The following is a 26809-nucleotide window of genomic DNA, read 5'->3' on the forward strand; positions in this document are numbered from 1 at the left end:
ATCACCGAGCACCGCTCCGCGGCAACGTACGGGGGACGTACGGGGGACATGGCGGGGGGAGTCGCGGAGCGGCGCATCGGTGGGGGGGATCAACTTCCGAGATAGGCCAGTACGGCCTTCACCCGGCGGTGCTCCATGAGTCCGCCGTCCAGCCCGAGCTTGGCGAACACGTTGCGCACGTGTGTCTCGACCGTCTTGGCGCCGATGACCAGCTCCCGGGAGATGGCCTCGTTGGAGTGGCCCTGCGCCATCAGCTCCAGCACGTCGCGCTCGCGCGCGGTGAGCGCCGCGAGCGGCTCGGCGGCCCGCGCCGCCTCCATCAGCCGCGCCACCACCTGCGGGTCCACCACCGACTCGCCCGCCGCGACCCGGCACAGCGCGCTGACCAGTTCGCCGGGGTCGGCGACCTTCTCCTTGAGCAGGTAGCCGAAGCCGCGCGGATCGTCCAGCAGGGCCTGTACGGGCCGCCCCGTCTCGACGTACTGGGAGAGCAGCAGCACGCCCGTGCCCCGATGGCGGGCGCGGATGCGCTGGGCGGCGCGCAGCCCCTCGTCGGTGTGGGTCGGCGGCATCCGGATGTCGAGCAGCACCGCGTCGGGGCGCAGCGCCGCGACCAGGTCCAGCAGGCGCTCGGTGTCGGCGCACTCGGCGGCCACCTCCACCCCCTCGTCCCTCAGCAGCCGCACCAGTCCGGTGCGCAGCAGGGCCGAGTCCTCCACGACGATCACTCGCACGGCAGCTCCGCGACGACCCGGGTGCCCTGGCCCGCCGGGCTGTGGACGCGCAGGACCCCGCCGACGGCGGCCACCCGGTCGGCGATGCCGCGCAGCCCGGTGCCCAGGGCGGTGTCCGCGCCGCCCACCCCGTCGTCGACGGTCTCCACCACGAGGCGCCCCGCGCGGCTGCGGGCGCTGACGCTGATCGCGCGGGCCCCGGCGTGCTTGGCGGCGTTGCTCAGCGCCTCGCTGACGGTGAAGTAGGCGGTGGCCTCGGTGACCGCGTCGAAGCGGCGCTCCTCGGCGGCGACGACGACGGGCAGCGCGGTCTGCCCGGCCAGCTCCTTGAGCGCGGGGGCGAGCCCGTCGCGGGTGAGGACGGCCGGGTGGATGCCGTGGGCGAGGGCGCGCAGCTCCTCGACGGCGGCGTGCAGGCTCTCGCGGGCCTCGGCGAGCGAGCGGCGCACCTCCTCGTCGGGGTGGTCGGCGAGCCGGGTCTCCACGCGGCGCAGCGTCATCAGGGTGAAGACCAGCCGGGTCTGGGCGCCGTCGTGCAGATCGCGCTCCAGGCGGCGGCGCTCGCTGTCGGCGGCCCGGACGATACGGGCGCCCACCTCGCGGGCCTGGCCGCGCAGCCAGACGTTCTCCAGCGCCAGGCGCAGCGCGGCGACGGCCGCCTCCAGCAGCCCGGCGTCCGCCTCCAGCGCGGGGTCGTGGCGCAGCAGGGCGAGGGGGGCGCCGCGGGAGGAGTCGACGCGCACGCAGCCGCGCGCGGCCGGCTGCACCGCGGCGCCCGCCTCGTCGGTGTAGCCGGCGCGCTCCTCGTCCCACAGGCCCAGCCGCAGGTCCGGGTCGGCCAGTACGTCCGCCAGCGCCGCGCGCAGCCGCCCCGGATCGGAGTCGGCGCCGACCTCCATGACCAGTCCGCCCACCCCGGCGCGCTGCAGCCGCATCCGCAGCAGGCCGGTGAGGAAGGCGATCGGCACGGCGGTCTGGGTGAGGTCGGACAGGAGGGTGAGGCCCTGTTCGAAGGCGGGGCCGCCGACGGGGAGCAGCACCACCAGCACGTCCCAGAGCATGACCAGGACGGCGAGGAGGAGCGCGATCCAGGCGGGCAGCAGTGCCCGGCGCCGTGCCGTCGAGGCGCGCCGCCAGCGCCGTACGACCAGGGCGGCCAGCGCGGCGGAGAGGATCCAGCCCACCACGCGGTAGGCGCCGTCGACGTACGGGAAGAGGTCGGCGGCGGCGGGGACCAGCAGGGCGTTGGGGCCGCAGATGTCCGGGCAGCTCAGATAGGTGACGTCGGTGTGGACGGCCGGGTCGAAGGTGAGGGCGCGCAGCAGGCCGCCGCCGACGGTCACCCCGTAGCAGGCGGCGACCAGGGTACGGGCCCGGCGGCCGGTGAGCCGGCCGTCGGGGTAGACCACCAGGAGGTGGGCGAGGACGGCCAGGTTCAGGCCCTCCCCCCAGGCGCCGGCCGCGAAGAGCGCGGGGACGCCGCTGCCCTGAAGGTTGCCGGCGAACCAGACGACGCCCTCGATGAGCATCAGCGGGCCGACGAGGTTGCCGGGGCGCCGCCACCAGGCGACCAGTCCGGCCGCCGCGTAGGCCCAGCCGACCGACAGGTCGCGCACCACCTCGGCGGCCGAGCCGCCGGCGCGGGCGTACGCCCAGGCGCCGACCAGGCCCGCGAGCGCGGCGGCCGCCGCCCCGGCGGCGAGCCGGCCGCGCACCGAGGGGCGTGCCTGACCGTTGTTCACAAGGAACAAAGCTAAGCCATCCGAGGGACGCCGTCCGCATACCTCGGGTACGGAAAGCGGCTACCGGGTGACCGCGCGGTCCCGGATCAGCCCTGGACACCCTGAATACCGGAGGTGTCGCGCTGCCGCGGCAGGAGGCGCGTCGCGTCCTGGAGGCCCTCGGCGTCCTCGCGCTGCAGCATCACCCGGCGCACCGGGTAGGCGATCTCGATGCCCTCGGCGCGGTAGCGGGCGTGCAGGCGCTTGATGAACTCGTGCTTGATGCGGTACTGGTCGCCGTACTCCCTGGTCCGCATGATCACGGAGAAGCCGATGCGCGAGTCGCCGAAGGTGTGGAAGCGCACCACCGGCTCGTAGTCCGGCACGCCGCCCTCGACCTGGACCATGACCTCGCCCGCGATCTCGACGGTGGTCTTCTCGACCTGTGCGAGGTCGCTGTCCAGTCCCACGGCGGCCTGCACGATGACGGACATCTCCTCCGCCGGCCGGTAGTAGTTCGTCATGATCGTGCCCGCGAGCTTGTCGTTGGGGATGATCACGAGGTTGTCGGACTGGGTGCGCACCACGGTGTTGCGCCAGTTGATGTCGGTGACGTAGCCCTCCTCGTTGCTGCTGAGCTTGATGTAGTCGCCGACCTGCACGGTCTTGGAGGCGAGGATGTGCACGCCGGCGAAGAGGTTGGCGAGGGTGTCCTGCAGCGCGAGGGCGACGGCCAGACCGCCGACGCCCAGGGCGGTGAGCAGCGGGGCGATGGAGATGCCGAGCGTCTCCAGCAGGACCAGCACACCGATGGCGAGCACGGCGATCCGGGTGATGTTGACCAGGATCGTCGCCGAGCCCAGGCCCACGGAGCGCGAGCCGACCAGCTCCCCGATGATCCGGGCCACCGCGACGGTGACGGCGAGGATCAGGACGGCGACGACGACCTGCTGGGCGGTGCGCTGCACCGCGCCCTTCAGCGGCAGCACCTCGGCGGCGACGGCCAGGCCGCCCGCCAGCGCGCTCCACGGCACGATCGTGCGCAGGGCGGCGACGAGGTGGTCGTCGCCGCTCCAGCTGGTACGGGTGGCGCGCTTGCCGAGCCAGCCCAGCATCATCCGCAGCAGCAGGCCGGCGGCGAGACCGCCGCCGACGGCAGTCGTGGCGAGGAGTATGTCGTGCAGTGTGAGAGCCCGGTGCAAGGCGTCATCCGTCCCGTATCGAAAACCAGTTGTGCTGCCGGACACCTCAACGGGCCCGGCACGGTGGGACATCCTGCCTCATCGGCGGCGGTGGTCGTTTCGGGAGGGGCCGTATCCGGTCGCCGGGTGGGGAGTTGGGCGCCTTTGCGCTCGGCGCTCCCGCCCCTTCGTGCTCAGCGCTCCCCCGCGTCCGGCTGGACGAGCAGTCGCGCGGCCGTGTCGGCGACGGCCCGCGCCACCCGCGCCAGGGCGGGGACGTCCAGCTTCCACTGCTGCCAGTACAGCGGTACGTCCAGCGCCCGGCCCGGCGTCAGCTCGACCAGCGCGCCCGTGCGCAGCAGGGGCGCCGCGTGCTGCTCGGGGACCAGTCCCCAGCCCAGGCCCGCCACCACCGCGTCGCGGAAGCCCTCGGAGGCCGGGACGAGGTGGCGCAGTGGGCCCGCCTGCGCCGCGCCGCCGGTCAGGGAGCGGACGAAGCGGTCCTGGAGTTCGTCGCGGCGGTCGAAGACGATCACCGGGGCCGCGGGGAGCGCCTCCGCCGGCGGGCGGCCGGCCAGCCACCGCGCCGCGAAGGCGGGGCCGGCGGCGGGGACGTAGCGGGCCAGGCCCAGCGGGCGCACCGTGCAGCCGGCCACCGGGTCGGGCGAGGAGGTGACGGCCGCCATGACCTGCCCGTCCCGCAGCAGGGTCGCGGTGTGGGCCTCGTCCTCCCGGTGCAGCTCCAGGCAGACGGGCGGCTGCCGCGGGTCCTCGGCGGCCAGGTCTGCCAGCGCGCCCGTCAGCGCGGGGAGCAGCCAGGTCGCCAGGGAGTCGGCGTTGACGGCGATCGGCAGCCGGACGGCCGCCGGGCCCTCGCCGATGCCCAGCTCGGCGCGCGCGTCCTGCTCCAGCGCCGCGAGCTGGCGCGCGAGGCGGACGATGACCTGGCCGGACTCCGTGGGGCGCACGGGCTTGGTGCGTACCAGCAGCACGCGGCCGGTGCGCTGCTCCAGCGCCTTGACGCGCTGGCTGACCGCCGAGGGGGTCACGTGCAGGGCCGCCGCGGCGGCGTCGAAGGTGCCCTCGTCGACGACGGCGAGGAGGGTGCGGACCTGGTCGAGAGGCAGCTCACTCATCACGGCCGCTAATGATACGTAAGATTCCTTAGCTTCCCTGAAGAGCGCGCGGCGTTTAGCGTCGAAGCCATGACCAGCGTTCTTCCCGCCGCCCTCGCCGGTTTCGGCACCGGGCTCTCCCTCATCGTCGCCATCGGCGCGCAGAACGCCTTCGTGCTGCGCCAGGGCATCCGCCGCCAGTCCGTCTTCGCGGTGGTGGGCATCTGCGCGCTCTCGGACGCGGTGCTCATCGCGCTGGGGGTGGCGGGGCTGGGCGCGGTCGTCACCGCCTGGCCGGGCGCGTTGACGGTGGTCGCGCTGGCGGGCGGCGCGTTCCTGCTGGGCTACGGGGCACTCGCCGCGCGCCGCGCGCTGCGGCCGGCGGCGGACGCGGCGGCGGGGCTGGCGGTGCGGGGGGACACGGCGGGCTCGGTCCGTACCGCCGTGCTCACCTGCCTCGCCCTGACCTGGCTCAACCCGCACGTCTACCTCGACACCGTGCTGCTGCTCGGCTCGGTCGCCGCCGACCGGGGCCCGCTGCGCTGGGTCTTCGGGCTGGGCGCGATGGCGGCGAGCGTGGTGTGGTTCGTGGGACTGGGCTACGGGGCGCGGCTGCTGAGCGGACCGCTGGCCCGGCCGGCGGCCTGGCGGCTGCTGGACGGGCTGGTGGCGGCGACGATGCTGACGCTGGGGGTGCTGCTGGTGGCGCGGGCGGTGTGAGGGCGCGCGTCCGCGCCTACTCCTCGATCTGCGCCGCGGCCGGGTCCAGCACCCGGGCCAGGAACGTCCGGGTGCGCTCGTGCTGGGGGTCGCCGATGACCTGCGCCGGGGGCCCCTGCTCGACGATCATGCCGTCGTCCATGAACACCACCCGGTCCGCGACCTCGCGGGCGAAGCTCATCTCGTGCGTGACCACCAGCATCGTCATCCCCTCGTCGGCCAGCGAGCGCATGACGGCGAGGACGTCGCCCACCAGCTCGGGGTCGAGCGCGGAGGTCGGCTCGTCGAAGAGCATCAGCCGCGGGTCCATCGACAGCGCGCGGGCGATGGCGACTCGCTGCTGCTGACCGCCGGAGAGCTGCGCGGGGTAGGCGGTCTCCTTCTCCGCCAGTCCGACGCGGGCGAGGTTGCGCCGGGCGATCCCGGCGGCCTCCTCCTTGCCCCGGCCCAGGACCCGGCGCTGGGCGATGGTGAGGTTCTCCAGCACCCGCAGGTGCGGGAAGAGGTTGAAGCTCTGGAAGACCATGCCGATGCGGCGCCGCACCCGGTCGATGTCCACGTCGGGGTCCGTGACCTCGGTGCCGGTGACGGACACGGTGCCGGCGGTGGGCTCCTCCAGCAGGTTCACGCAGCGCAGCAGCGTCGACTTGCCCGAGCCCGAGGGGCCGATGACGCAGACCACCTCGCCCTCGGTGACGGTCAGGTCGATGCCCTTGAGGACGTCGAGATCGCCGAACGCCTTGTGCAGACCGGCCACTTCGATGGCGTGGCCCGCGTCGGGCGCGGCCTTCGTCCCGCTTCCAGTGCTCATCGCGCCTTCGCCGTCCTCGCTTCGAGCCGGCGGACCAGCTGGCCCAGCGGCACGGTGATGATCATGTAGCAGAGGCCGATCAGTAGGATCGGCGTCAGACTCCGGTTCTCGTTCAGCGCGTCACGGCCGAACTTCGTCAACTCGTACTCGCTGATGGACAGTCCGAGCAGGTAGATCAGCGAGGAGTCCTTGGTGAGCATGATCAGCTCGTTGGTCAGCGAGGGCAGCGAGATGCGGAACGCCTGCGGGATGATGATGGAGACCATCGCCCGCGAGCGGGACATCCCCAGCGAGCGGGCGGCCTCCAACTGCCCCTTGGGTACGGCCTGGAGACCGGCCCGTATGGTCTCCGCGATGTACGCGGCACCGACCAGGCCGAGTGACAGCATCACGGTGACGAGCTTGTCGAGGTTGATCTGGAAGGCGAACGACACGCCGTAGCCGAAGGCGATGAAGACCAGCAGCGCCGGCACACCGCGGAAGAGCTCGATGAAGCCGATCGCCATCCAGCGGTACGGGCCCACCGGAGACAGCCGCATCAGCGCCAACACCAGCCCGAGGGCCAGTGCGAAGCCGAATCCCAACGCCGTGTACATCAGGGTGTTGACGAGTGCGACTGTCAGCACCTCGGGGAACTGCGCCTTCGCCACGTCTATGTCGAAGAAGGCGCGGCGCAGTTCGCCCCAGTCGGCGGTCAGGACGAGGACCAGCAGGAGGGCGATGAGCAGCGCGTACTGGGCGCCGCGCACCACCTTCCCCCGCTGGCGTGGGCTCATGGACATCTGGGCTGTCTCCGGTGTCGTACTGAGAACGGTCTTACGACTGCGCCTACTTGGGCGCAGTGCCGAACCACTTCTTGTAGATCTCGTCGTACGTTCCGTCCGCCTTCGCCGCCGCGATCACGTCGTTGACCGCCTTCAGCAGCTCGGCGTTGCCCTTGCGGATGCCGATGCCGTACTGCTCGCCGGTCTGGAACTCGGCAGTGACCTCAAGGTCCGGGTGGTCCTTGACGTAGTCGTAGAGCACGCCGTTGTCGTTGATGGCGGCGTCCACGCTGCCGGTCTCCAGACCGGCGAGCTCCAGGCCGAGGTCCTCGTACTGCTGGAGGGTTACCCCGGGGCCGTTGTCCTTGGCGTACTTCTCGCCGGTGGTGGACTGCTGGACGCCGAGCTTCTTGCCCTTGAGGTCGGCGAGGGTGGCATAGCCGGAGCCCTTCTTCGTCAGCAGCGCCTGCGTGGCGTCGAAGTAGGGGGCGGAGAAGTCCAGCTTCTGCTTGCGCTCGTCGGTGATGGTCATACCAGCGGCGGCCAGGTCGCACTTCTTGGAGTTGAGGTCCTCACCCGACTCGATGCCCTCGAAGGGCGTGTCCACGATCTCCTGCTCGACACCGAGCTTCTTCGCGACGAGGTCGACCAGGTCGACATCGAAGCCGACGACCTCCTTGCCCTCCTTGTGCTCGAAGGGCTTGTACGGGAGGCCGGTGCAGTTCACCAGCTTCCCCTTCTTGACCAGGGGGACCCCGCCCTTGCCCTCAGCGCCGGAGTCGGAGCTGCTGCAACTGACGAGCAGGGTGGCCGCGGCGGTGGCGGCAAGGAACACGGTGAACCGGCGGGCAGACACGACGCCTCCAAGACGGGGAGTGCAGGTGGAACCAACTCGGTGATCAGATGCGGTGCATCCTGTCAGCCCTCCCGAACACCTGTCGCCATCCCGGGAGTTGCGACCTTGTAACGGTCTGCTACACCGCAGGTGGCACCGGTGCCTGCCCGGCCGCCCCCTATCCCAGCGCCCCCTCCAGCGCCGCCGGCAGCGGCTCGCTGTGCAGGACGCCCAGGCGCTGCGTCGCCCGGGTCAGCGCCACGTACAGGTCGCTGGCCTCGTAGCGGCCCGGCTCCACCACCAGCACCACGTCGAACTCCAGCCCCTTGGCCCCGCGCGGGTCCAGCAGCACGACCTGCCGGGTGAGGTCGGGCCCCTCCCCCGCCCGGACGTCCGGCAGCCACTCCCGCAGCGCAGGTGCCAGCGCCCCGTGCAGCTCGCGCGGGGCGATCACCGCGAGGCGGCCCTCCTCGGGCAGCTCCGCCGCGACGGCCCCGGTGAGCGCGGCGGGGAGGTCCGCGGCGGCGCGGGCCCAGGGCCGCACCCCGGTACTGCGGACCGACTCGGGCGGGTGGAAGTCCGGGTGCGCGACGCGCGGTACGGCCGCCGCGACCTCCATGATCTCGGCGGGCGTGCGGTAGTTGACGCCCAGTCGGGTGTGCTCCCAGCGGTCGTCCACGTACGGCGCGAGGATCTCGTCCCACGAGCCCGCGCCGGCCTCACGGGCGGTCTGCGCGGGGTCGCCGACCAGGGTGAGGGAGCGGGTGGGGCAGCGGCGCATCAGCAGCCGCCAGGCCATCGGGGAGAGCTCCTGCGCCTCGTCGACGATGATGTGGCCGAAGGCCCAGGTGCGGTCGGCGGCGGCGCGCTCGGCGGCGGTGCGGTGGTCGGCCTCCTCGTGGCGCTCGGCCATCCGCTCGGCGTCGACGATGTCGTGCGCGGCGAGGACCTCGGAGGCGTCCCCGTCCAGCTCCTCCTTGTCCTCGAACTCGTAGGTGCGCGAGGCGTAGGAGGCGTCCAGCACACCCTGCGCGTAGGCGATGCGCTCCAGCCGGTCGGCCTCCTCGGCCGCCAGCCGCCCCCGGTCGTCCTCGCCCAGCAGCTCGGCGGCCTCGTCCAGCAGGGGTACGTCGGCCGGTGTCCACTCCTGCGCCCGCCGGGGCGCGCGGCGGATCGCGGCGGCGTCCTCCTCGGACAGGTGGCCGGGCTCGGTGAGGTAGTCGGCGAGGAAGCCCTGCGGGGTGAGGACGGGCCACAGCTCGTCCATCGCGGACCAGACCTCGGGGTTGTCGCCGAGGTCGTCGCGGATCTGGGTGATGTCGCTGGCGTCCAGGAGGTTGGGGCCGCCGAAGGGGTCGGCGCCGAGGCGGTCGGCGACCTGCTCGGTGAGGACGTTGAGGAGGTGGCCCTCGAAGTGCTCGCGGGCCGCGTTGTGCGGCAGCCCCAGGGCGCGGGTCTTCTCCCGTACGGGCGCCACCAGCGCCTCGTCCAGCTCCACCACGGCGCCGTCGTGCTCGATGTCGATCACCGGCTCGGGCAGGCGCTGGCGGTCGGCGAGGGCGCGGGCCAGTACGTCGGCCATGGCGGCGCGGCCCTTCACCTGGGCGGCGTGGTCGCTCTCGGCGGCGGTGGCGTGGACGCCGGGGAACAGCTCGCCCTGGGTGGCCAGCAGGACGCCGGTCTCGCCGAGGGCGGGCAGCACCTCGCCGATGTAGCCGAGGAAGGCGGGGTTGGGGCCGACGATGAGGACCGCGCGCCGGGCGAGGAGTTCGCGGTGCTCGTAGAGGAGGTAGGCGGCGCGGTGCAGGGCGACGGCGGTCTTGCCGGTGCCGGGGCCGCCCTCGACGACCAGCACGCCGCGGTGCGGGGCGCGGATGATGCGGTCCTGCTCGGCCTGGATGGTGCGGACGATGTCGCCCATGCGGCCGGTGCGGGCGGCGCCCAGGGCGGAGAGCAGCACGTCGTCGCCGCTGTGGTCCTCATGTCCGGTGCGCTCGCGGTCGGCGAGGTCGAGGTGCTCGTCGTGCAGGGCGGTGACCTCGCGGCCGTCTGCGCCGCCGGTGGTGAGGTGCCGGCGGCGGCGCAGGCCCATGGGGGTGTGGCCGGTGGCGAGGTAGAAGGGGCGGGCGACGGGGGCGCGCCAGTCGACGAGCAGCGGGGTCAGCTCGGGGTCGTCGGCGCGTACGCCCAGCCGGCCGATGTGGTGGTGGCCGCCGCCCTCGCTCTCGGCGAGGTCGATGCGGCCGAAGCACAGCGAGCTGCCGACGGCGTTGAGCGCGGCGAGCAGGCCGGAGCGCTCGGTGACGCGCACATCGCGCTCCAGGCGCGCCTGGGCGGCGTTGCCCACCGGGCCCAGCGCCTCGGCCAGCTCCTCGGCGGTGGCGCCGCGCAGGTGGTCGACGCGCTCGTGGAGGCGGTCGACGAATTCCTGCTCCTCGTGCAGCTCCCGTTCGGCCCGCGTTTCCTGATTTGACAATTCCCTGCCCGCCCTAATAGAGTGCGTATTAGTGGTCCGCCTTGTTGCTTAATGCCGGTGGAGCCACGAAGAATTGACGATACGCAAGGAAATCCCCCGGCGCAATTGCGCCGGGGGATTTCTGCTGTCCGCCCTGGAAGCTCAGCGGGCCCGCCGGGCCGCCGTCAGCTCCGCGTACAGCTCCGGCCCCGACCAGTCCCGGGGCGCCTGCTCCCGCTCGCGGACCAGCTCGACGAGGCGGGCGTTGACCGGGGCGCGCAGGCCGTGGGCCTCGGCCAGGCGCACGATCGCGCCCTGGAGGGAGTCGACTTCGGTGGGGCGGCCCCGGCGCAGGTCCTCCCACATCGAGGAGCGGGCCCGGGCGTCGATGCGCAGGGAGGCCGCCGCCGCGCGGCGGAAGAGGGCATCGGGCAGGTCGAGGACGTACGGCGTGAACGCGGGCTTCGTCGGGCCGAGTTGCGCCGGACGCACCCCCGCCGCGCGGTAGGCGGCCAGGGCCTCGCGCTGGCACAGCGCCAGGCAGCGGCGCCAGGGGCGCTGGGCGAGCTGGTCGCGCAGGGGGAGGCCGGAGAGGGCGTTGAGCGCGTTGTTGAGGTTCGTCAGCAGCTTGCCGTACTGCACGGCGGGCATGTCGGTGCGGGCCGCCATCGACAGTCCGGCAGCGCGGCAGGCGGCGATCAGCCCCTCGTCGGGCTCGGTCAGCACGGTGCCGGGCATGCCCTGGTGGACGGTGCCGGGCTCGGACTGCAGCACGTTGTACGGGACCATGCCCGCGAGCACCCGGTGGCCGGGGAGCGCCTCGCGCAGGGCGGCGGGGTTGTGCAGGCCGTTCTGGAAGCTCACCACCACGGCCTCGGGCCCCAGGTGGGGGGCGAGGTCCTTCGCGGCGGTGCGGGTGGCGGCGCTCTTGACGGTGACCAGTACGTAGTCGGCGCCAGCCGCCGCCTCGGGGCCGGTCGCCAGGCGCAGCCGGTCCGGGGCTATCCGGCGCGGCTCGCGGGCCGTGGAGCTGAGCGTCAGACCGCGCTCGCGCAGCACGTCCATGGCGGCGGGGCGGCCGATGAGCACCACCTCGTAGCCGGCGGCGGTGAGGTGGCCGCCCAGATGGCAGCCGATGGAGCCGGCACCGAGGACGGCGAAGCGGGGCTTGGGCGGCATACGGGACTCCTGGGACGGGGCGGCCGGGAAAGGGCGGCGCGGCAGGGGCGGGGCAGCGGTGGGACGGTGGCAGGGCGGTAGCAGGGCGGTAGCAGGGCGGTAGCAGGGCGGTGACAGGACGGGGGCACGGGGCGGGGGCGGAACAGCGGTGGGGCGCGGGCCGCCATGGTGCCTTCCGCCTCCCCGTGCACGTCAAGCCCCTCTTCGGGCCGCCGGGCGCCGGACACCCGCCGAGCCGGGGGCGGGGACGGGAGGTAGGGTCGCGCGCATGACGATGCGTGAGGCCGTGGTGGCCGTCCTGCGGCGGGCGGACGGGCGGCTGCTGATGATCGAGCGCGGCCCGAAGGCCCGGATGGCCGGCTACTGGGGGTTTCCCAGCGGGACCGTGGAGCCGGGCGAGGACCAGCCCGAGACGCTGGTGCGGGAGATGCGCGAGGAGTTGGGCGTCGCGGTCGCGCCGCTGCGGAAGGTGTGGCAGTGCCCGGCCGACGGCGTGGACTACCTGCTGCACTGGTGGACGGCCGAGATCACCGAGGGCGTCCCGGCTCCCGACGGCGCGGAGGTGGCCGAGGTCCGCTGGGTCACCGCGCGGGAGTTCGCCAAGCTGAGCCCGACCTTTCCGGGGGACCGCCCCTTCTTCGAGGACGTCCTGCCGACGCTGTGAGGGCCGGGGTGCGGCGCGCGGCGTGCCGACCGCCGCGCCCCGGCCCGCGTCCCGTACTCCTCAGATCTCCTTCATCTCCGGCATCTCGCCCTCCGTGGTCTCCGCGTCGATGATCGCGAACGGCGTGCCCCAGGGGTCGCTGACGGCGGCGAAACGGCCGAACGGCGAGTCCTTGGGGCCGAAGTCGACCCGGCCGCCCGCCTTCGTGACCTTGCCGATCGCCTCGTCGACGTCGGCCACGCCGAAGTAGACGCCGATGCCCGAGGGCATCTCCGGCGGGCACTCCTCCCCCATCGCGAAGCGGCCGAGCGCCGGCATCTCCGCCCCCGGCGTGCTCCAGACGTGGAAGTCGACCGCGTCGTCCTGCACCTTGCGCACCTCGTAGTCGAAGACGGCCGGGAAGAAGCCGTCGGCCGCCGCCGCGTCGCGGGTGGCCACCTCGGCCCAGCAGACGGCGCCGGGGGCGTTCTCCTTCTCGAAGCCCTGGTGCGTGCCGGGCTGCCAGACGCCGAAGGGGACGCCGGCCGGGTCGGTGGCGATGATCATGCTGCCGTAGTCGCCGACCTCCATGGGCTCCAGCACCGTCGTGCCGCCGGCCGCCGTGACGGCGGTCGCAGTCGCGGCGACGTCGTCGGAGGCGAGGTAGAGCGTCCAGGCGGGCGGCATCTCCTCCGAGCCGGGCATCGGCGGGGCGAGGGCGCCGACGCGCTTGCCGTCGGAGAGCGCCTGGGTGTAGCCGCCGAACTGCGGGTCGCCCTCCTCGAAGGTCCAGCCGAGGAGGTCGCCGTAGAAGGACTTGGCGCCCTCGATGTCGGAGAAGGTCGCGTCGACCCAGATGGGGGTGCCGTTGGGCTTGGGAGACATGGGGTTTCACTTTCTCTCAGCTGACGGTCTGTCCGTTTTTTCACCGTACCGCCGGGCACTGACAGCGGCCCGGAGAACGGCCGCCGACGGAGGCGCGCGCACGCGCCGGCGCGCCCCCGCCGGCGGCGGCGGCAAAGCGGTTCGGCGCCGGTCCGCGGGCGTCGTTCAGCAGGCTGCCAGCGGATTGGGGACGGGTACGTAGCGCGCGGCCGCGCCGTCCGCCGCCGTCCAGCGCAGCAGGAGGTTCGCCTTGCCGGGGACGGTCGGCGCCTTGAGGAGGCCGTGCAGCTCGGGGAGGTCCAACTCCTCGGCCCAGGAGCGCAGTTCACGGCGGGCGGTGGGCCACAGGGAGCGGGCGTGGGCGGGGTGGCGGTCGGCCAGGGTGGCGGCGATCTCGGTGAGGTGGTTGACGAGGAGGCAGTAGACCAGGCGCTCCCAGCCCGCCGCGCGCCCCGACTCGGCGAGCGTCCTGACGCCCTCGGCGTCGCGGAAGAGCGCCTGGACGGGCAGTCCGGCGGCGTCGACGGCGAGCAGGCAGTTCTGCAGATGGCACTCCAGCACCACCCCGTGCCGGGCGAAGGCGCGCAGCACGGGCGGCACGAGGCAGCGCAGGTACGCCGTCCACCAGCCGGCGGGGTCGGGCGCCGCCGCCAGCGGGCTGCCCTCGAAGCCCTCCGCGAGGGCGGCGGCGAGCAGCGGGGTCGCGCCGGGGCGCAGTCGGGTGCCGAAGCCCTCGCGGACGACGACGGCGAGCTCCTCGCCGAGGCCGGCGACCGCCCGGTAGCCCCGGTCGCTGAGCCAGGCCGCGCCGGTGTCGGCGGCGGGGTCGGCGCCGGGGTCGGCCGCGAGGGCGGCGCTGACCGCCGTGTCGGTGCGCCGCAGCCGGCGCAGGTCGTGCCACCACAGGCGGCGGATGTCGTTGGTGATGCGCACGTCGAGGCTGAACTTCAGGAAGAGGTCGGCGCCGGCGAGGTGCACGGTGCGCACCGAGGAGGTCGGTGCGGCGGGCTCGCTGCGGGCGGCCAGCCGCAGGAGGCGTCCGTCGGTGAACGCGGCGCGGATGCCGGGGTGCTGGTCCAGCAGGGCGAGCTGCCAGGGGTGGGCGGGCAGCAGGTGGTAGCCCGGCGGTACGGGGGTGCTGTCGGGGGCACTGTCGGGGGCGAGAGCGTCGAGCGCGCTGGTGTCGCCCTCCTCGGCGAGGGCGTCGGCGCGGACGGCGAGGAGGGTGAGGGGGAAGCGGGCGTACGCCTCGGGGGCGTAGCGCAGCCAGGTGCCGGCGGGGCCGCCGCCGCGCGCCTTGGGGGCGGGGTGGTGGGGGTGGCCCATCAGCAGGGACTGCTCGGAGCGCAGCCAGGGGTCGGCCGGGGGGTGGGCTCCGGCGCGGGCGGTGAGGATCGCGGCGAGCGCGTCGCGGCTGTCGATCATCTCGGCGGGCAGGGTGTCGTTGCTGACGCCGGTGAGCAGGCTCAGTTCGTCGGAGACGAGTTTGACCAGGTCGGCGTGGGTGAGGGGGCGCCATTGGCCGTCGGTGAGCAGTTGGGCGCGCCGGGGCCGGTGCGCGCTCGCCACGCGTAGCAGGCGGCCGCCCGCGCGGGTGCGGTGCACGCCGCCGCCCAGCGGCTCGGCGGCCTCGCGCAGGAGGCAGCCCAGCAGCGGGGCGGTGGCGAGTTCGTCGGCGGTGGCTGCGAAGGTGTCCATCGTTGATCAGTATGGGTGGCGTGGCCCGTGCGGGCGGAGCCGGGAGTGGACGCGAAAGGGACTGGGAACGAACTGTGCCGCAGACTGCCGCCGAGCGGACCGTACTCGCGCAACTTCTGGCCGTACGGCCCGAGTCGGCCGACGCCTACACGGCCGCGCTGCCCGGTGCGCGGGCGGCGGTGCTGGGGCGGTTGTGGCGGGGGCTGGTGTACGAGCCGCTCTCGTGGGTGGCGCGGCGGGAGGGCGGCGTGCTGGAGCTGGCGGACGGGCGGCGGCTCGTCGGGCCGCCCTGCGATCCGTACGCGGTGCCGGGCGCCGGGTCCTCCGCCGGCGGGGCGCCGGCGCTCACGCTGGACGGGGTGCGCCTGCGCCATCCCGGGGAGCTGGCGCGGGCGCTGGGGTTCGCGGCGTTCGCGCGTGAACTGGACGGCAGCGCGGCCTCGTTGGCGCTCTCACGCGCCGCGGCGCCCCCCGCCGGAGCGGGGCGGCCGGACGGGGGCGCGTGGGCGTGGGAGCAGGCGGTGGTGGACGGGCACCCGTACCATCCCTGCTGCCGCCACCGCCCCGGCTTCGGCGTGGCGGAGGAGCTGGCCTACGCGCCCGAGCACCGGCCGCTGGTGCGCCTCGCGCTGGCCCCCGTGATGCGGACGCGGGCCCGGGTGAGCGGGGAGTGGCCGGCCGAACTGCGCGACGGGCGGCGGCTGTTGATCCCCGTCCATCCCTGGCAGGCGGCGCACGTACTGACGCGGACCGCGCTCACCGACGGCTTCGACGCTCATCCGCTGATGGCGCTGCGCACCCTCGCCCCGGCCCACTCCCCCCGTCTGCACGTCAAGACGGCGCTGAGCGCCCGGCTCACCTCCTCGGTCCGCGACATCTCGACCGGCTCGATCGACTCCGCCGCCGCCGTCTCCGCCCTGGTGGCGGACCTCGCCGCCCGGCTCGGCGGCCTGCTGCACGTCACCCGCAACCTCGGTGCGGCGAGCGCCGGTCGCCCCGAGCTGGCGGCGGTCGTCCGCGAGGCGCCCGAGGTGTACGCGGACGCGGCGGCCGGCGAGTACGTCGTCCCGCTCGCCGCCCTGGCCCCCCAACCCCCCGACCGGGTAGCCGAGTTGGCGCGGCTCGCGCTGCCGGTCTGCCTGCGGCTGCTCGGCCTGGGTGTGGCGCTGGAGGCGCACGGCCAGAACCTCCTGGCCGTCCTGGGCCCGGACGGCCGCCCGCGCCGCCTGGTCTACCGCGATCTGGCGGACATCCGTGTCAGCCCCGCCCGCCTGGCCCGCCACGGCCTCACGGCACCCGTACTGCCTGCGCGCATGCTGACGGACGACCCGGCGGCCCTGCGCCGCAAGCTCTTCGGCTCGCTGGTCGCCGGGGCGCTGGGGCCGCTGGCGGGGAGCCGGGAGGTGCTGCGTACGGCGCTGGCGGCGGCGACCGCCGGCCTGGAGCCCGGCGCGGACCTGACCGCCCTGCGCACCCGCCCGCTGCCGGTGAAGGCGCTGACGCTGATGCGGCTGGACGCCGGGGGGGCGGGGGGCGACCGCTGGACGGAGCTACCCGGCCCCTTCGGCTGAAGGGGTCGGGCAGGCGCCCGCTCAGACCGGCTCGGCCAGCAGCAGGGCGAAGCGCTCGTGCTCGTCGGTCCACCACTGGCGCACCGCCAGTCCGGCGGCGGCGAGTTCGGCGGCGAGGGACTCCCGGCGGAACTTCACCGAGATCTCCGTCCGCCACTCCTCCCCCTCCTCGAAGTGCAGCAGCAGGTCCAGGGCGGCGATCTTCACCTGCTGCTCGTGCGCGGAGCGCAGCCGCATCTCGACGCGCTCCTCCGCGGGGTCCCAGACGGCGCGGTGGTCGAAGGCGTCGGGGTCGAAGTCGGCCTGCAGTTCGCGGTTGAGGACGTGCAGCACGTTCTTGTTGAACGCGGCGGTCACCCCGCTGGAGTCGTCGTAGGCGCGCAGGAGTTCACCGGTGTCCTTCACCAGGTCGGCGCCCAGGAGCAGCGCGTCGCCGGGCCCCAGCGCGGTACGCACCGAGGTCAGGAAGGCGGCCCGCTGGCCGGCGTCCAGGTTGCCCAGCGTGCTGCCGAGGAAGGCCAGCAGGTACGGGCCCGGGGTGTCGGGCAGCACGATCGGCGACTCGAAGTCGGCGACGGTGGCGGCGACTTCGAGGTCCGGGTAGTCGCGCACCAGCGCCTCCCCGGCCTCGCGCAGGGCCGACTCGCTGACGTCCAGCGGGGCGTACCCGCGCAGGTTCGCGCCGAGCGCGTCGAGCAGCAGCCGGGTCTTCTCCGAGGAGCCGGAGCCGAGTTCGACGAGGGTGCGGGCCCCGGTGAGCTGGGCGATCGCGGGGGCGGCGGCGGTGAGGATCTCGCGCTCGGTGCGGGTGGGGTAGTACTCGGGGAGGCGGGTGATCTCCTCGAAGAGGTCGCTGCCGCGCGCGTCGTAGAACCACTTGGGCGGCAGCGTCTTCGGGGTCGCGGTCAGTCCGGCGCTCACGTCGGCGCGCAGGCTGCGGGCGGCGTGGTCGGGGGCGAGGCGGCGGGTGAGGGTGAAGCGGGGCGTCATGGGGTCCTCTCCAGGTCCAGGTGCGGGTCCGGATCCGGGGTGGTCGGCTGGGTCGGGGCCGGTGGGCTCAGGGGGTCCAGCGGGTCCAGGGGGGTGATCGCGACGGTGCGTGCGGTGGCCAGCAGGACGGAGCGGTCGGGCACCTCGTGCCAGGGGCCGGGGGTGTCGTCCGGCTCGGAGGCGACCAGCACCTCGCCGTCGCCCGTGCGGTACCAGAGGGTGTCGCCCCAGCGCGTCGCGGCGATCCGGCGGCCGTCGGTGGCCAGCAGGTTCAGCCGCGCGGTGGGGCGCACGGCGGCCGTCTGCCGTACGACGGCCGCCAGCGCCTCCCCGGGCTCCTCGCCCGCCGCCAGCCGGGCGGCGAGCACCGCCCACAGCAGCGCCGAGTCGCAGCGGGCCTCCAGGCGCAGGAGCGCGGCGGCGTCCAGCGGCCAGCCGGTGTCGGCGGGCAGCGACTCCCAGTCGGGGACGGCGCCGTTGTGGCTGAAGAGCCAGTCGCCGGCGGCGAAGGGCGCGGCGGCCGTCTCGTCCTGGCTCGTGCCGGGGGTGGCGTCGCGGACGGCCGCGAGCACGGCGGTGGAGCGCAGGGCGCGGGCCAGGTCGGGGAGGTTGGGGTCGGCCCAGACAGGGACGGCGCGGCGGTAGCGGGCGGGGGGTCCGGCGGGTGGGTACCAGCCGAGGCCGAAGCCGTCGGCGTTGACCGTCCCGTAGCGCTGGCGGCGCGGGGCCCAGGACTGCTCGTAGAGGCCGTGGGGCGGGACGGTGACCAACTCGGCCAGGGTGCGCGGTTGTTCGCCCAGCCAGACGAGGTGGCGGCACATCAGGAAGCCCCCCGTGCGTCCGGTCCGGCGTCGCGCGCGGTGCGGAAGCCGGCGAAGATCTGGCGGCGGATGGGGTAGTCCCAGTTGCGGAAGGTGCCGCGCACGGCGACCGGGGCCGTGCCGAAGGAGCCGCCGCGCAGCACCTTGTAGTCGCTGCCGAAGAACACCTCGCTGTACTCGGCGTAGGGGAAGGCCGTGAAGCCCGGGTAGGGGGTGAAGTCGGATGAGGTCCACTCCCAGACGTCGCCGATCAGCTGGCGCGCCCCTGCGGGCGCCGCGCCCTGCGGGTAGGCGCCGGCGGGGGCCGGACCCAGGTGCCGCTGGCCGAGGTTGGCGTGGGCCTCGGCGGGCTGCGCCTCGCCCCAGGGGTACGTGCGGGAGCGGCCGGTGTCCGGGTCGTGGCGGGCGGCCTTCTCCCACTCCGCCTCGGTCGGCAGCCGCCGCCCGGCCCAGCGGGCGTAGGCGTCGGCCTCGTACCAGCTCACGTGGACGACGGGCTCCTCGGGCGCCACGGGCTCGGTACGGCCGAAGCTGCGGCGCAGCCACCTCCCGCCCTCGCGCTGCCAGAAGAGCGGGGCGTGCAGTTTGGTGCGCCGGACGTGCTCCCAGCCCAGGGGGTGCCACCAGCGCGGCTCGCGGTAGCCGCCGGCGTCGATGAACTCCAGGTAGGCGGCGTTGGTGACGGGCATGGTGTCGAGGTGGAAGGCGGCCACGTGCACGCGGTGGGCGGGGCGCTCGTTGTCCAGTGCCCAGGGGTCGGTGGAGGTGCCCATGGTGAAGTCGCCGCCGGGGACGAGGACTTCGGCCGGGAGGTCGGCTGCGGGGGCGGCGGGCGGGTCGGGGGCGAAGAGGACGGGCTCGCCCCGGCGGAGCTGGTGGGTGGCGAGCATGGTCTCGTCGTGCTGCTGCTCGTGCTGGGCGACCATGCCGAAGACGAAGGCGCCGTTCAGCAGGGGGTTCTCGTCCTCGGGGTCGGAGTCGGCGAGCACCTTCAGGGCGCGTTCGCGGACCTCGGCGAGGTAGTGGCGGGCCTCGTCGGGGCTGAGCAGCGGCAGGGCGGGGCGGCCGGCGCGGGGGTGGCGGAAGGCGTCGTAGAGGTCGTCGAGGTCGGGTCGCACGCCGGGGAGCGCGCCCGCGCCGCGTACCAGCCAGATGTCCTCCTGGCTGCCGATATGGGCCAGGTCCCAGACCAGTGGGGACATCAACGGGGAGTGCTGGGCGGCGAGTTGGGCCTCGTCCAGGCAGTCGGTGAGCAGCAGGGTGCGCAGGCGGGCCTGCTCCAGCGCCGCGAGAGCGAGCTCACGCACAGGGGCATCCGGCGGGGTGCTGTCCGGCGGGGTGCTGTCCGACAGGGTGCTGTCCGGCGGGGTCGTCATGGGCGTATTCCCTCCAGCAGATCGTCCGCGGGGCATCGGCCGCGCTCGCTGTAGCGCTCGGCGAAGTCGCCGGTCAAGCGCCGCACCTCACCGTCGAGGGCCGACTCGGCGGCGCTCAGGCAGGCCCGCACCGCCTTGCCGAGCACCGGGTCGGCGGGCCCGTAGCGCGCCGCGTGCAGCCACAGCTCCGGCGGCGGCAGCTCGGCGCCGGCGGTGAGCGGCTCGGTCGCCTCGTAGGCGGCGCGGGCGGCTTCGGGATCGTCCAGCAGGGCGCAGGCCACCGCGAAGGCGACGGCCCAGCCGTGGCCCGGCTGGGCGTCGATCATGCGCAACTCCAGCCAGCCGCGCGGGCGTACGGGCGGGAAGAGGGTGCTGAGGTGGTAGTCGAGGTCCTGCGGGTCGACCGGGCGGCCCACTGACCCGCCCTCGCCGGGCTCCGCCAGCCAGTCGCGGAAGGTGAGGCCGTCGGGTGCGGTCCAGCCCTGCGGTTCGGGGCGGCGTACGCACATCACCCCGGCGTCCAGGGCGTAGCGCACCCAGTCGGCGCGCGGGTCGCCGCCGCGCGCGGCGGGCGCGGTGCGCCGGGGGTCGGTCCAGGCCCAGACGGCCTGCCGGGTGGACTTCCAGCCGGTCGAAGCGCCGCGCCAGAGCGGCGAGTTGGCGAAGGCGGCGAGGAGTACGGGGCCCAGCCGGTGTGTCAGGACCCAGCGCTGCCGGTAGCCGGAGAGGGTGTCGGAGGCGTCGCCCGCCTCCACGTTGACCTGGACGGAGGCGGTGGCCCGCATCATCACGCGGCCCCAGGGGCCGATGCGGTCGAAGTGGTGCTCCATCGCCGCGTAGCGCGGGTGCTCCAGGATCCGGGCGGGCATGCGGTGCGGGTCGAGTCCCAGGCCGGCGGCGGCGAGGCCGCAGTGGGCGAGGCGGGTGTGGAGGACCTCCTGGTCGGCGGCGACCGCGCGGGCGCACGCGGCGGCGGAGGCGGCAGGCCGGGAGCTCAGCTCGACCTGTCCGCCGGGCTCACGGGTGAGGCGGCTGCCGCCGGGCAGCGCGCCGGGGGCGGCGAGGGGCGCGAGCGCGGCGTCCAGGCGCCCGGCGGTGAGCGGCCGGGTGGGCCGCCCGCGGTCGTGGACGAGCCATTCCAGCTCGACGCCCACGGTGCCGGGCGGGCCGGTCTTGAAGCAGATCGCGCCGATCCGCGACTCGGCGTCCCGCCTGCGGAGCTGCACCTCCACAGCGTCCTCCTTCACACATGCGATGGGACCAGTGAAACCCGGTGGGGTGGCGCGGGCATTCCACGAAGGGCGAGAAGGGTGACGGACGCGGCGCACCGGCGTGCGGACCGGGCCGGCCTCCCCGGGTCAGCCTCCCCGGGGCGGGGCCTCCTCGTTCAGCAGCGACTCCGCGAAGGCCCGCACCCGTGCCAGGACCGCGCGGTCCACCGGCTCGTGGTGTGCGAGCGCCCGCTTGATCTCCCGGTAGGCGTCCGCCTCGAAGCCGCACCACGCGCAGCACCCCAGGTGCTCCGCGACCCGCGCGGCCAGCCGCGGCCGGATCTCCCCGTCCACGAAACCCTGGAGCGCCCCGGCCACCTGGGCGCAGTCCAGGGGGCGCCGGTCGCGCCTGCGCCCCGTACCCCGTGCCGTCATCCCGCGCCTCCCCCCGGGGCCGCCCCCACCGCCGCGAGCCGCTCCCTGATGCGGGTACGGGCCCGGTGCAGCCGGCTCATCACCGTCCCCTTGGGTATCCCGAGGAGCCGGGCGGCCTCCTCGTAGCTGAAGCCGTCGATGTCCACCAGCCGGACCACCTGCCGGTGCTTCACCGGAAGCCCGGCGTAGGCGGACTCCACCTCCTCCTCGAAGAGCGTGTCCACCACCAGCGCCTCCGGTGTCTCCTGCAGTCCGCCCAGCGCCACCGGCAGCCGCTCCAGGTCCGTGTCGGGGTCGTCGAGGAGCTGCGGGCGCCGGCGGCGGTGCCGGTTGCGCTCCGCGCGCCGCATGATGGTCAGCAGCCAGGCGCGGGGGTGGCGGCCGTCGAAGCGGTCGGCGGCTCGGTAGGCCCGCAGCAGGGTCTCCTGGACCAGGTCCTCCGCGTCGGCCGGCTGCGGGGTCAGCGTGCCGGCCGCGCGCAGCAGCACCTCCACCTCCGGCAGCACGAACTCGGCGAAGACCTCCCCGCGCCTGTGCTCCGGCACCGGGTGCGCCACTGGTTCCTCCACGCCGCGGGTAACCCGTTGGGGCAGCTTCGTCATTCCCTCAGCTCTACCCGCCGGTAGTACGGGATAAGACCGCCCCGGCGTTCACCCACGCGTTCACCCAGCGGTGGCCCGGTCTTCGCCGCCCGGCATTGACGGAGCCACAACCGTCCTCCAGATTGCGGTGGTTGAGCCGTCCGACCCCTGCCCGATCCTGCGGAGGAAGTCCGATGAGACCGCGTGCCCGTGCTTTCCGCCGTCCGCTCGTCACGCTGCTGGCGCTCTGCGGCGTCCTCGCCCTCGCCCGGCCGGCCGGCGCCGCGCCCGCGCCGCGCGACGACTTCGACCTGCAGGCCCACCGCGGCGGTCTGGGCCTGGTGGTGGAGTCCACACTGGACGCCTTCGCCAACGGCCTGGCGGTCGGGGTGACCACCCTGGAGCTGGACGTCCAGATCACCGAGGACCACCGGGCGGTCGTCACCCACGACCGGCGGGTCTCGGGCGCCAAGTGCCGTGACACGGGGCCCGCGTCCGCCGGCGATCCCGAGTACCCGTACGTGGGGAAGTACCTCGTCGGGCTCACCCTGGCGCAGGTCCGCACCCTGGACTGCGGCTCGCTGACCCTCCCCCAGTTCCCGGGCCAGCGGCCCAGCCCCGGCGCCCGGATGCCGCTGCTGACCGAGGTCTTCGAGCTGGTACGGAGCAGGGGCGCGGAGAAGGTCCGGCTGAACATCGAGACCAAGGTCGAGGCCGGCGCACCGCACGAGACGGCCCCGCGCGAGGAGTTCGTGCAGCTCGTCGCGGCGCAGGTGCGGGCCTCGGGGCTGGCCGGGCGGGTGACGGTCCAGAGCTTCGACTGGGGCGCGCTGATGCGGATGCGGCAGGTCGCGCCGGAGCTGCCGCTGGTGGCGCTCACCAACGGCCCGCAGTTCCTGCAGCCGGGCCTGCCGGGCGCCTCGCCGTGGCTGGGCGGCATCGACATCGACGACTTCGGCGGTGACCCGGTCGCCGCGGTGGCGTCCTTCGGCGCGGACGCGCTCTCGCCCGTCCACGGCTTCCCGCAGAACGGGAAGGTCACCGACGCGGACTACCAGCCGTACACCACACGGGAGTTGGTCCGCCGGGCGCACCGCCAGGGCATCAAGGTCGTGCCGTGGACGGTCGACGACGCGCCGACGATGGAGAAGCTGACGGCCGACGGGGTGGACGGGATCATCACCGACTACCCGGACGTGCTGCGCGGGGTGATGGCGGACCGCGGCCTGGAGCTGCCGAAGCGCTATCCGTGACACCGCCGCGGCCCGGCGAGCGAAGGGCCGCGGCGTCGGTATGAGCCCCGGGCAAGGCGTGCTCCTGGCCCGATTCACCACTTCGATGCCTTCCGTTCGCCCTGCGTCCTCTTCCAGGCCAAGGGGAACGGCGGGCTCCCGTCTAGCGTGTGGCACGTGGTCAAACTCTCTGTCGTCGTGCCGTTCTACAACGTACGGACATACGCTCCCGAAACCCTGCGAAGTCTGCGGGCCAACGCCCAGAGTGACTTCGAGTTCATCCTCGTCGACGACTGCTCGACCGACGGAACGCTGGAGATCCTCCAGCGCGCCGAGCGCGAGATCCCCGGCGTCGTCCTGATCAGGCACGAGAAGAACGGGGGCCTGGCCACCGCGCGCAACACGGGGATCGACGCGGCGCGCGGCGAGTACCTCACCTTCCTCGACGGCGACGACTGGGCCGTCCCCGGCCACTACGAGCGGCTGCTGGCCGCCATCACGACTCTGGGCTGCGACTTCGTCCGTACGGACCACGTGCAGTTCACCGACCGGACACGTACCGTCCACCCGGTTCCGTACGGCCTGCGCAACACCGTCGTACGGCCGCGCGACGTGATCCTGCCGGCGGATCGCTCGACGCCGGTGGACTACGCGTACGCCTGGGCCGGCGCCTACCACCGCAGGCTCGTGGACTCGGGGGTGCTGCGGTTCCGGGACGGGCTGCGCACGGCCGAGGATCGGCCCTGGATCTGGCGCCTGCACCGCGAGGCCCGCTCGTTCGCGGCGGTCGGTCTTCCGGGGATCTTCTACCGGCGCGGGGTCGCCTCGTCCCTCACCCAGATCGGCGACGTGCGCCAGCTCGACTTCATCAGGGCCTTCGACCAGGTCGTCGAGGAGACCGCACAGGACGCGGAGGCCGAGCTGCTGCTGCCGAAGGCGATCCGCACCTACTGCGCGGTGATGGCGCACCACCTGCAGTCCATCGAGAGGTTCGAGCCCGCGGTGGCACGGAAACTGCGCTCCATGAGCGCGGCCGCCCTGCGGCGGATGCCCCAGGACACTCTCACCGCCACGCTGAACTCACTGGACGACCACCGTGCCGGCCAACTGCGCCGCGTACGCCGTCGTCCCGTCTCCCAGGAGGCCGCGGCCTGATGCCCGGTACACCCACCGCGCCGACCGGCCGGTCCACCACCCAGATATTCTCCGCGTGCACGCAGTACGCTGCCGCCACCCTCGTCGCGGCGCTGCGCGCGGGCCTGTTCGGTCCGCGGTCGCAGCACCGGCGCATCCTCGTCGTCAGTGACACCTCGCCCTCCCCCGAACTGGGCACCCCGCTCCACCTCAGGCCCGGATTCGGGGGCCTGGCCGGCGAGTTCGACGCGGTGCACTCCTGGAACGACTTCATCCGCCCCTTCCATCCCGCGGGCTGGTCGCCCCGGGCGCAGGACGCCTCGCTGTGGGAGCGGGCCGTACGCCGGGAGTGGGACCTCGGCGACGAGGAGGTGGAGCTCGCCTGCGAGTCCATCCAGGCCAACCCCGCCCAGGCCCTCACGACGGTCTTCGGCGACAGCCCGGTGCACATCTACGCCGACGGGCTGATGAGTTACGGACCCACCCGCAGCAAGCTCAACCAGCTGGTCGGCACCCGGATCCGCCGGCTGCTCCACCTGGACCTGGTGCCGGGGCTGCGACCGCTGCTGCTCACCGAGTTCGGCGTCGGTTCCGAGATCGTCCCGACCGACGTCTTCCTGAAGGTGCTGGCCGAACTCGCCGACTCGGCGGACACCCCACTCCCCGCCTCCGGCGAGGGCGACGGCGGTGCCCCGGCCCTGCTGCTCGGCCAGTACCTCGCCGCGCTGGACCTGATCACGCTGCGGGAGGAGGAGGAACTGCACGCGCGGATGCTGCGCGGCGCCGTCGCCCTCGGCCACACCCGCGTCGTCTTCAAGCCGCACCCCAGCGCGCCGGCCCACTGGACGCGGGCGCTGGAGGAGGAGGCGCGGCGGCTCGGCGCCGACCTCACCGTCCTGGACAGCCCGGTCCTCGCCGAGACGCTGTTCGAGACCATGCGCCCGGCCCTGGTCGTCAGCTGCTTCTCCACCGCTCTGCTGACCGCCGCCGCCTTCTACGGCCTCCCGGTCGCCCGCGTCGGCACCGGCCCCCTGCTGGAGGAGCTCACTCCGTACGAGAACAGCAACCGCATCCCGCTGACGATCGTCGACGCACTCCTGCCCGACCTCGAGGACCCGGCCGCGGTCACCAGCTGGTCGCTGCCCTCCGCCGCGGAGGTCAGGGGCGAGCTGTCCCGCCTGGTCAACGCGGTCGGCTACGCCATGCAGCCGCAGCTCCAGGCCGGGCTGCACGCCGAAGCGGAGCGCTACCTCCTGGAGCGCCACGCCGTCATGGGGCGCTACTTCCAGCGGCGGCGGCTCACCAGGCTGGCGCTGCCCGGGGGTGTGCCCGCGCGACTGGCGTTCATCCCGCGCAGTCCCGCGGTGCGCCGGCTCGCCCGCAAGGCCCGCGCCCTGAAGCAGGCGGCGACCGGCTGAGCCTTTGCACCGGCCGCCGGCCACCGGATGCCCCCGCCTGACGCACCGCAGATTCCAGTGATTCCGCACGGCCCGGCCCGTTCCGGGAGAGGAGCCTTCCCCCGTGGCCGAAGCGCCCACGACGATCCGGACCACCACGGTGGCCGCACCGTCCGACCTGTCCGCCTCACCCGTCCTGTCCGCCCCGCGCTCCGGCGCGAGCCGGATGCGGGCCCTTGACGGACTGCGCATCCTGGCCGCCCTCATGGTCTGCCTGTACCACTTCGCGGGGAAGAGCGGCACGGTCGCCGAGTCCTGGGGGCAGTCGCCGGGCCTGCTGTTCCCGACCCTGTCCCAGGCGGCCGTCTACGGCTGCCTGGGTGTGCAGTTCTTCTTCGTCATCAGCGGTTTCGTCATCTGCATGAGCAGCTGGGGGCGTTCACTGGGCGACTTCTTCCGGTCCCGGGTCGTGCGCCTCTACCCGGCGTACTGGGCGGCGATCGTCCTGGTGACGGCGGCCGCGGTCGCCCTGCCGGTCGTCGTGGAACCCCTGCGCACGGACGAGCTGCTGCTCAACCTGACGATGCTGCAGCAGCCCATGGGCGCGGACCGGGTGCTGGGGGTGTGCTGGACGCTCTGGGTCGAGCTGCGCTTCTACGTGCTGTTCGCGCTCTTCGTCGTCTGGCGCGGCGTCACCTACCGCCGGGTGGTGGTCTTCTGCTGCCTGTGGACGTTCGCGGGGGTGCTCGCCCGAGTCGCCGGCACCCCGCTGACGGACGAGCTGGTCATGCGCGACCACGCGCCGTTCTTCATCGGCGGCCTGGCCCTGTACCTGATCCACCGCTACGGCAGCGACCTCCTGCTGTGGGGCATCGTCGCGATGAGCTTCCTGCTCGGCCAGCGCTACTCCGTGACCGCGCTCTGGCACCCGGGCATGGGGGGTGACTTCCACCGCTCCCCGTACGTGATCCAGCTGATCGTCGCCGCCGCGTTCCTGTCGGTCGCCGCGGTGGCGCTGGGGTGGCTGCGCTGGGCGAACTGGCGCTGGCTCACCGTCGCGGGCGCGCTGACCTATCCGTTCTACCTGGTGCACGAGCACCTGGGCTGGTTCTTCATCCGGGTCCTGCACCGGGACTGGGGGCTGGCGCCGATCCCGACGCTGCTCGTCTCGGTCGGCGGCCTGCTGACCCTCGCGTGGCTGATCCACCGATACGTGGAGAAGCCGCTCGGCCCGCGTCTGAAGCGGACCATGACCGCCCAGAGCGCCCGGCTGAACGCGGCGCTGCGCAAGGGGGCGTGAGACACCCGGACGCCGAAACG

General features: G+C 74.1%; 24 protein-coding genes. 7 read left to right on the forward strand and 17 right to left on the reverse strand.

The features are described 5' to 3' along the window. Positions 1-89: 89 nt before the first annotated feature. The 4 genes from ACFQLX_RS04485 to ACFQLX_RS04500 form a co-directional block, all read right to left on the reverse strand. Positions 90-728, reverse strand: a complete 639-nt coding sequence (locus tag ACFQLX_RS04485) for a LuxR C-terminal-related transcriptional regulator (RefSeq protein ID WP_386412460.1) — start codon at positions 726-728, stop codon at positions 90-92. Continuing rightward, the gene (locus tag ACFQLX_RS04490) at positions 725-2476 is read right to left on the reverse strand and encodes a sensor histidine kinase (protein WP_386412146.1); all 1752 of its coding nucleotides are present in this window, start codon (positions 2474-2476) and stop codon (positions 725-727) included. Before ACFQLX_RS04490 ends, ACFQLX_RS04485 begins: the two co-directional genes overlap by 4 nt. 86 nt (positions 2477-2562) lie before the next feature. Next, entirely contained in the window at positions 2563-3657 is a 1095-nt protein-coding gene (locus ACFQLX_RS04495) for a mechanosensitive ion channel family protein (protein ID WP_386412148.1), read from the reverse strand. A 173-nt stretch (positions 3658-3830) separates the two neighbouring features. Beyond that, positions 3831-4772: a LysR family transcriptional regulator ArgP gene (locus tag ACFQLX_RS04500; RefSeq protein WP_386412149.1), complete on the reverse strand. Its 942-nt coding sequence runs from the start codon at positions 4770-4772 to the stop codon at positions 3831-3833. Between the two features lie 69 nt (positions 4773-4841). Here ACFQLX_RS04500 and ACFQLX_RS04505 point away from each other — a divergent pair, with 69 nt between their 5' ends. Next, a complete protein-coding gene (locus ACFQLX_RS04505) occupies positions 4842-5471 on the forward strand; it encodes a LysE/ArgO family amino acid transporter (protein WP_386412151.1) in 630 nt (209 codons plus the stop codon). 16 nt (positions 5472-5487) lie between these two features. Here ACFQLX_RS04505 and ACFQLX_RS04510 read toward each other — a convergent pair whose 3' ends face one another. The 5 genes from ACFQLX_RS04510 to ACFQLX_RS04530 form a co-directional block, all read right to left on the reverse strand. Beyond that, a complete protein-coding gene (locus ACFQLX_RS04510; protein ID WP_386412153.1) occupies positions 5488-6282 on the reverse strand; it encodes an amino acid ABC transporter ATP-binding protein in 795 nt (264 codons plus the stop codon). After that, positions 6279-7064 carry an amino acid ABC transporter permease gene (locus tag ACFQLX_RS04515; RefSeq protein ID WP_386412155.1) on the reverse strand — a complete coding sequence of 262 codons (786 nt, stop codon included), beginning with the start codon at positions 7062-7064 and terminating at the stop codon, positions 6279-6281. The genes ACFQLX_RS04510 and ACFQLX_RS04515 overlap by 4 nt, the downstream gene beginning before the upstream one ends. 46 nt (positions 7065-7110) lie before the next feature. Then, positions 7111-7902, reverse strand: coding sequence for a basic amino acid ABC transporter substrate-binding protein (locus tag ACFQLX_RS04520; RefSeq protein WP_386412157.1), 792 nt, complete (start codon positions 7900-7902; stop codon positions 7111-7113). A 157-nt stretch (positions 7903-8059) separates the two neighbouring features. Further along, positions 8060-10375 (reverse strand): HelD family protein, encoded by a 2316-nt coding sequence (locus ACFQLX_RS04525; protein ID WP_386412463.1) that lies wholly within the window; start codon positions 10373-10375, stop codon positions 8060-8062. 123 nt (positions 10376-10498) lie between these two features. Further along, positions 10499-11515, reverse strand: coding sequence for a 2-dehydropantoate 2-reductase (locus ACFQLX_RS04530; protein WP_386412159.1), 1017 nt, complete (start codon positions 11513-11515; stop codon positions 10499-10501). A 268-nt stretch (positions 11516-11783) separates the two neighbouring features. Here ACFQLX_RS04530 and ACFQLX_RS04535 point away from each other — a divergent pair, with 268 nt between their 5' ends. Continuing rightward, a complete protein-coding gene (locus ACFQLX_RS04535) occupies positions 11784-12179 on the forward strand; it encodes an NUDIX domain-containing protein (protein WP_386412161.1) in 396 nt (131 codons plus the stop codon). Positions 12180-12239: 60 nt separating this feature from the next. Here the strand turns inward: ACFQLX_RS04535 and ACFQLX_RS04540 are convergent, their stop codons facing one another. Continuing rightward, entirely contained in the window at positions 12240-13043 is an 804-nt protein-coding gene (locus ACFQLX_RS04540; RefSeq protein WP_386412163.1) for a VOC family protein, read from the reverse strand. Between the two features lie 165 nt (positions 13044-13208). After that, positions 13209-14741, reverse strand: a complete 1533-nt coding sequence (locus tag ACFQLX_RS04545; RefSeq protein WP_386412165.1) for an IucA/IucC family protein — start codon at positions 14739-14741, stop codon at positions 13209-13211. 74 nt (positions 14742-14815) lie between these two features. Here ACFQLX_RS04545 and ACFQLX_RS04550 point away from each other — a divergent pair, with 74 nt between their 5' ends. Next, on the forward strand, positions 14816-16312 hold the full coding sequence (locus ACFQLX_RS04550) for an IucA/IucC family protein (RefSeq protein ID WP_386412167.1): 1497 nt from the start codon (positions 14816-14818) through the stop codon (positions 16310-16312). Positions 16313-16333: 21 nt separating this feature from the next. On the opposite strand, the gene egtD is transcribed toward ACFQLX_RS04550, so the two are convergent. The 6 genes from egtD to ACFQLX_RS04580 form a co-directional block, all read right to left on the reverse strand. Further along, on the reverse strand, positions 16334-17302 hold the full coding sequence (egtD, locus tag ACFQLX_RS04555) for an L-histidine N(alpha)-methyltransferase (RefSeq protein ID WP_386412169.1): 969 nt from the start codon (positions 17300-17302) through the stop codon (positions 16334-16336). Continuing rightward, positions 17299-18123, reverse strand: coding sequence for an ergothioneine biosynthesis protein EgtC (gene egtC / locus ACFQLX_RS04560; RefSeq protein WP_386412171.1), 825 nt, complete (start codon positions 18121-18123; stop codon positions 17299-17301). Before egtC ends, egtD begins: the two co-directional genes overlap by 4 nt. Next, on the reverse strand, positions 18123-19499 hold the full coding sequence (egtB, locus tag ACFQLX_RS04565) for an ergothioneine biosynthesis protein EgtB (protein ID WP_386412173.1): 1377 nt from the start codon (positions 19497-19499) through the stop codon (positions 18123-18125). The genes egtC and egtB overlap by 1 nt, the downstream gene beginning before the upstream one ends. Further along, positions 19496-20746: an ergothioneine biosynthesis glutamate--cysteine ligase EgtA gene (egtA, locus tag ACFQLX_RS04570; protein WP_386412175.1), complete on the reverse strand. Its 1251-nt coding sequence runs from the start codon at positions 20744-20746 to the stop codon at positions 19496-19498. Before egtA ends, egtB begins: the two co-directional genes overlap by 4 nt. A 111-nt stretch (positions 20747-20857) precedes the next feature. Continuing rightward, the gene (locus ACFQLX_RS04575) at positions 20858-21145 is read right to left on the reverse strand and encodes a zf-HC2 domain-containing protein (protein WP_386412177.1); all 288 of its coding nucleotides are present in this window, start codon (positions 21143-21145) and stop codon (positions 20858-20860) included. Then, a complete protein-coding gene (locus ACFQLX_RS04580) occupies positions 21142-21702 on the reverse strand; it encodes a sigma-70 family RNA polymerase sigma factor (RefSeq protein ID WP_386412179.1) in 561 nt (186 codons plus the stop codon). Before ACFQLX_RS04580 ends, ACFQLX_RS04575 begins: the two co-directional genes overlap by 4 nt. Positions 21703-21920: 218 nt before the next feature. Here ACFQLX_RS04580 and ACFQLX_RS04585 point away from each other — a divergent pair, with 218 nt between their 5' ends. From ACFQLX_RS04585 to ACFQLX_RS04600, 4 genes are all read left to right on the forward strand, one after another. Further along, positions 21921-22979, forward strand: a complete 1059-nt coding sequence (locus ACFQLX_RS04585; protein ID WP_386412181.1) for a glycerophosphodiester phosphodiesterase family protein — start codon at positions 21921-21923, stop codon at positions 22977-22979. A gap of 156 nt (positions 22980-23135) precedes the next feature. Beyond that, positions 23136-24113, forward strand: coding sequence for a glycosyltransferase family 2 protein (locus tag ACFQLX_RS04590; RefSeq protein WP_386412183.1), 978 nt, complete (start codon positions 23136-23138; stop codon positions 24111-24113). Continuing rightward, on the forward strand, positions 24113-25510 hold the full coding sequence (locus ACFQLX_RS04595; RefSeq protein WP_386412185.1) for a polysialyltransferase family glycosyltransferase: 1398 nt from the start codon (positions 24113-24115) through the stop codon (positions 25508-25510). The genes ACFQLX_RS04590 and ACFQLX_RS04595 overlap by 1 nt, the downstream gene beginning before the upstream one ends. A 157-nt stretch (positions 25511-25667) precedes the next feature. Continuing rightward, positions 25668-26789: an acyltransferase family protein gene (locus tag ACFQLX_RS04600; protein WP_386412466.1), complete on the forward strand. Its 1122-nt coding sequence runs from the start codon at positions 25668-25670 to the stop codon at positions 26787-26789. The last annotated feature ends 20 nt before the right edge of the window (positions 26790-26809 follow it).

Origin of the sequence: Streptomyces polyrhachis, assembly GCF_042663125.1 — a bacterium.
GTDB lineage: Bacteria > Actinomycetota > Actinomycetes > Streptomycetales > Streptomycetaceae > Streptomyces > Streptomyces polyrhachii.

What these genes read in the sequence shown, in the direction of transcription:
- ACFQLX_RS04500 (WP_386412149.1), bottom strand. Translation starts at nt 4,772, where the DNA reads ATGAGTGAGCTGCCTCTCGACCAGGTCCGCACCCTCCTCGCCGTCGTC.
- ACFQLX_RS04505 (WP_386412151.1), top strand. Translation starts at nt 4,842, where the DNA reads ATGACCAGCGTTCTTCCCGCCGCCCTCGCCGGTTTCGGCACCGGGCTC.
- ACFQLX_RS04510 (WP_386412153.1), bottom strand. Translation starts at nt 6,282, where the DNA reads ATGAGCACTGGAAGCGGGACGAAGGCCGCGCCCGACGCGGGCCACGCC.
- ACFQLX_RS04515 (WP_386412155.1), bottom strand. Translation starts at nt 7,064, where the DNA reads ATGTCCATGAGCCCACGCCAGCGGGGGAAGGTGGTGCGCGGCGCCCAG.
- ACFQLX_RS04530 (WP_386412159.1), bottom strand. Translation starts at nt 11,515, where the DNA reads ATGCCGCCCAAGCCCCGCTTCGCCGTCCTCGGTGCCGGCTCCATCGGC.
- ACFQLX_RS04535 (WP_386412161.1), top strand. Translation starts at nt 11,784, where the DNA reads ATGACGATGCGTGAGGCCGTGGTGGCCGTCCTGCGGCGGGCGGACGGG.
- ACFQLX_RS04540 (WP_386412163.1), bottom strand. Translation starts at nt 13,043, where the DNA reads ATGTCTCCCAAGCCCAACGGCACCCCCATCTGGGTCGACGCGACCTTC.
- ACFQLX_RS04545 (WP_386412165.1), bottom strand. Translation starts at nt 14,741, where the DNA reads ATGGACACCTTCGCAGCCACCGCCGACGAACTCGCCACCGCCCCGCTG.
- egtD (WP_386412169.1), bottom strand. Translation starts at nt 17,302, where the DNA reads ATGACGCCCCGCTTCACCCTCACCCGCCGCCTCGCCCCCGACCACGCC.
- egtC (WP_386412171.1), bottom strand. Translation starts at nt 18,123, where the DNA reads ATGTGCCGCCACCTCGTCTGGCTGGGCGAACAACCGCGCACCCTGGCC.
- egtB (WP_386412173.1), bottom strand. Translation starts at nt 19,499, where the DNA reads ATGACGACCCCGCCGGACAGCACCCTGTCGGACAGCACCCCGCCGGAC.
- ACFQLX_RS04575 (WP_386412177.1), bottom strand. Translation starts at nt 21,145, where the DNA reads ATGACGGCACGGGGTACGGGGCGCAGGCGCGACCGGCGCCCCCTGGAC.
- ACFQLX_RS04585 (WP_386412181.1), top strand. Translation starts at nt 21,921, where the DNA reads ATGAGACCGCGTGCCCGTGCTTTCCGCCGTCCGCTCGTCACGCTGCTG.
- ACFQLX_RS04595 (WP_386412185.1), top strand. Translation starts at nt 24,113, where the DNA reads ATGCCCGGTACACCCACCGCGCCGACCGGCCGGTCCACCACCCAGATA.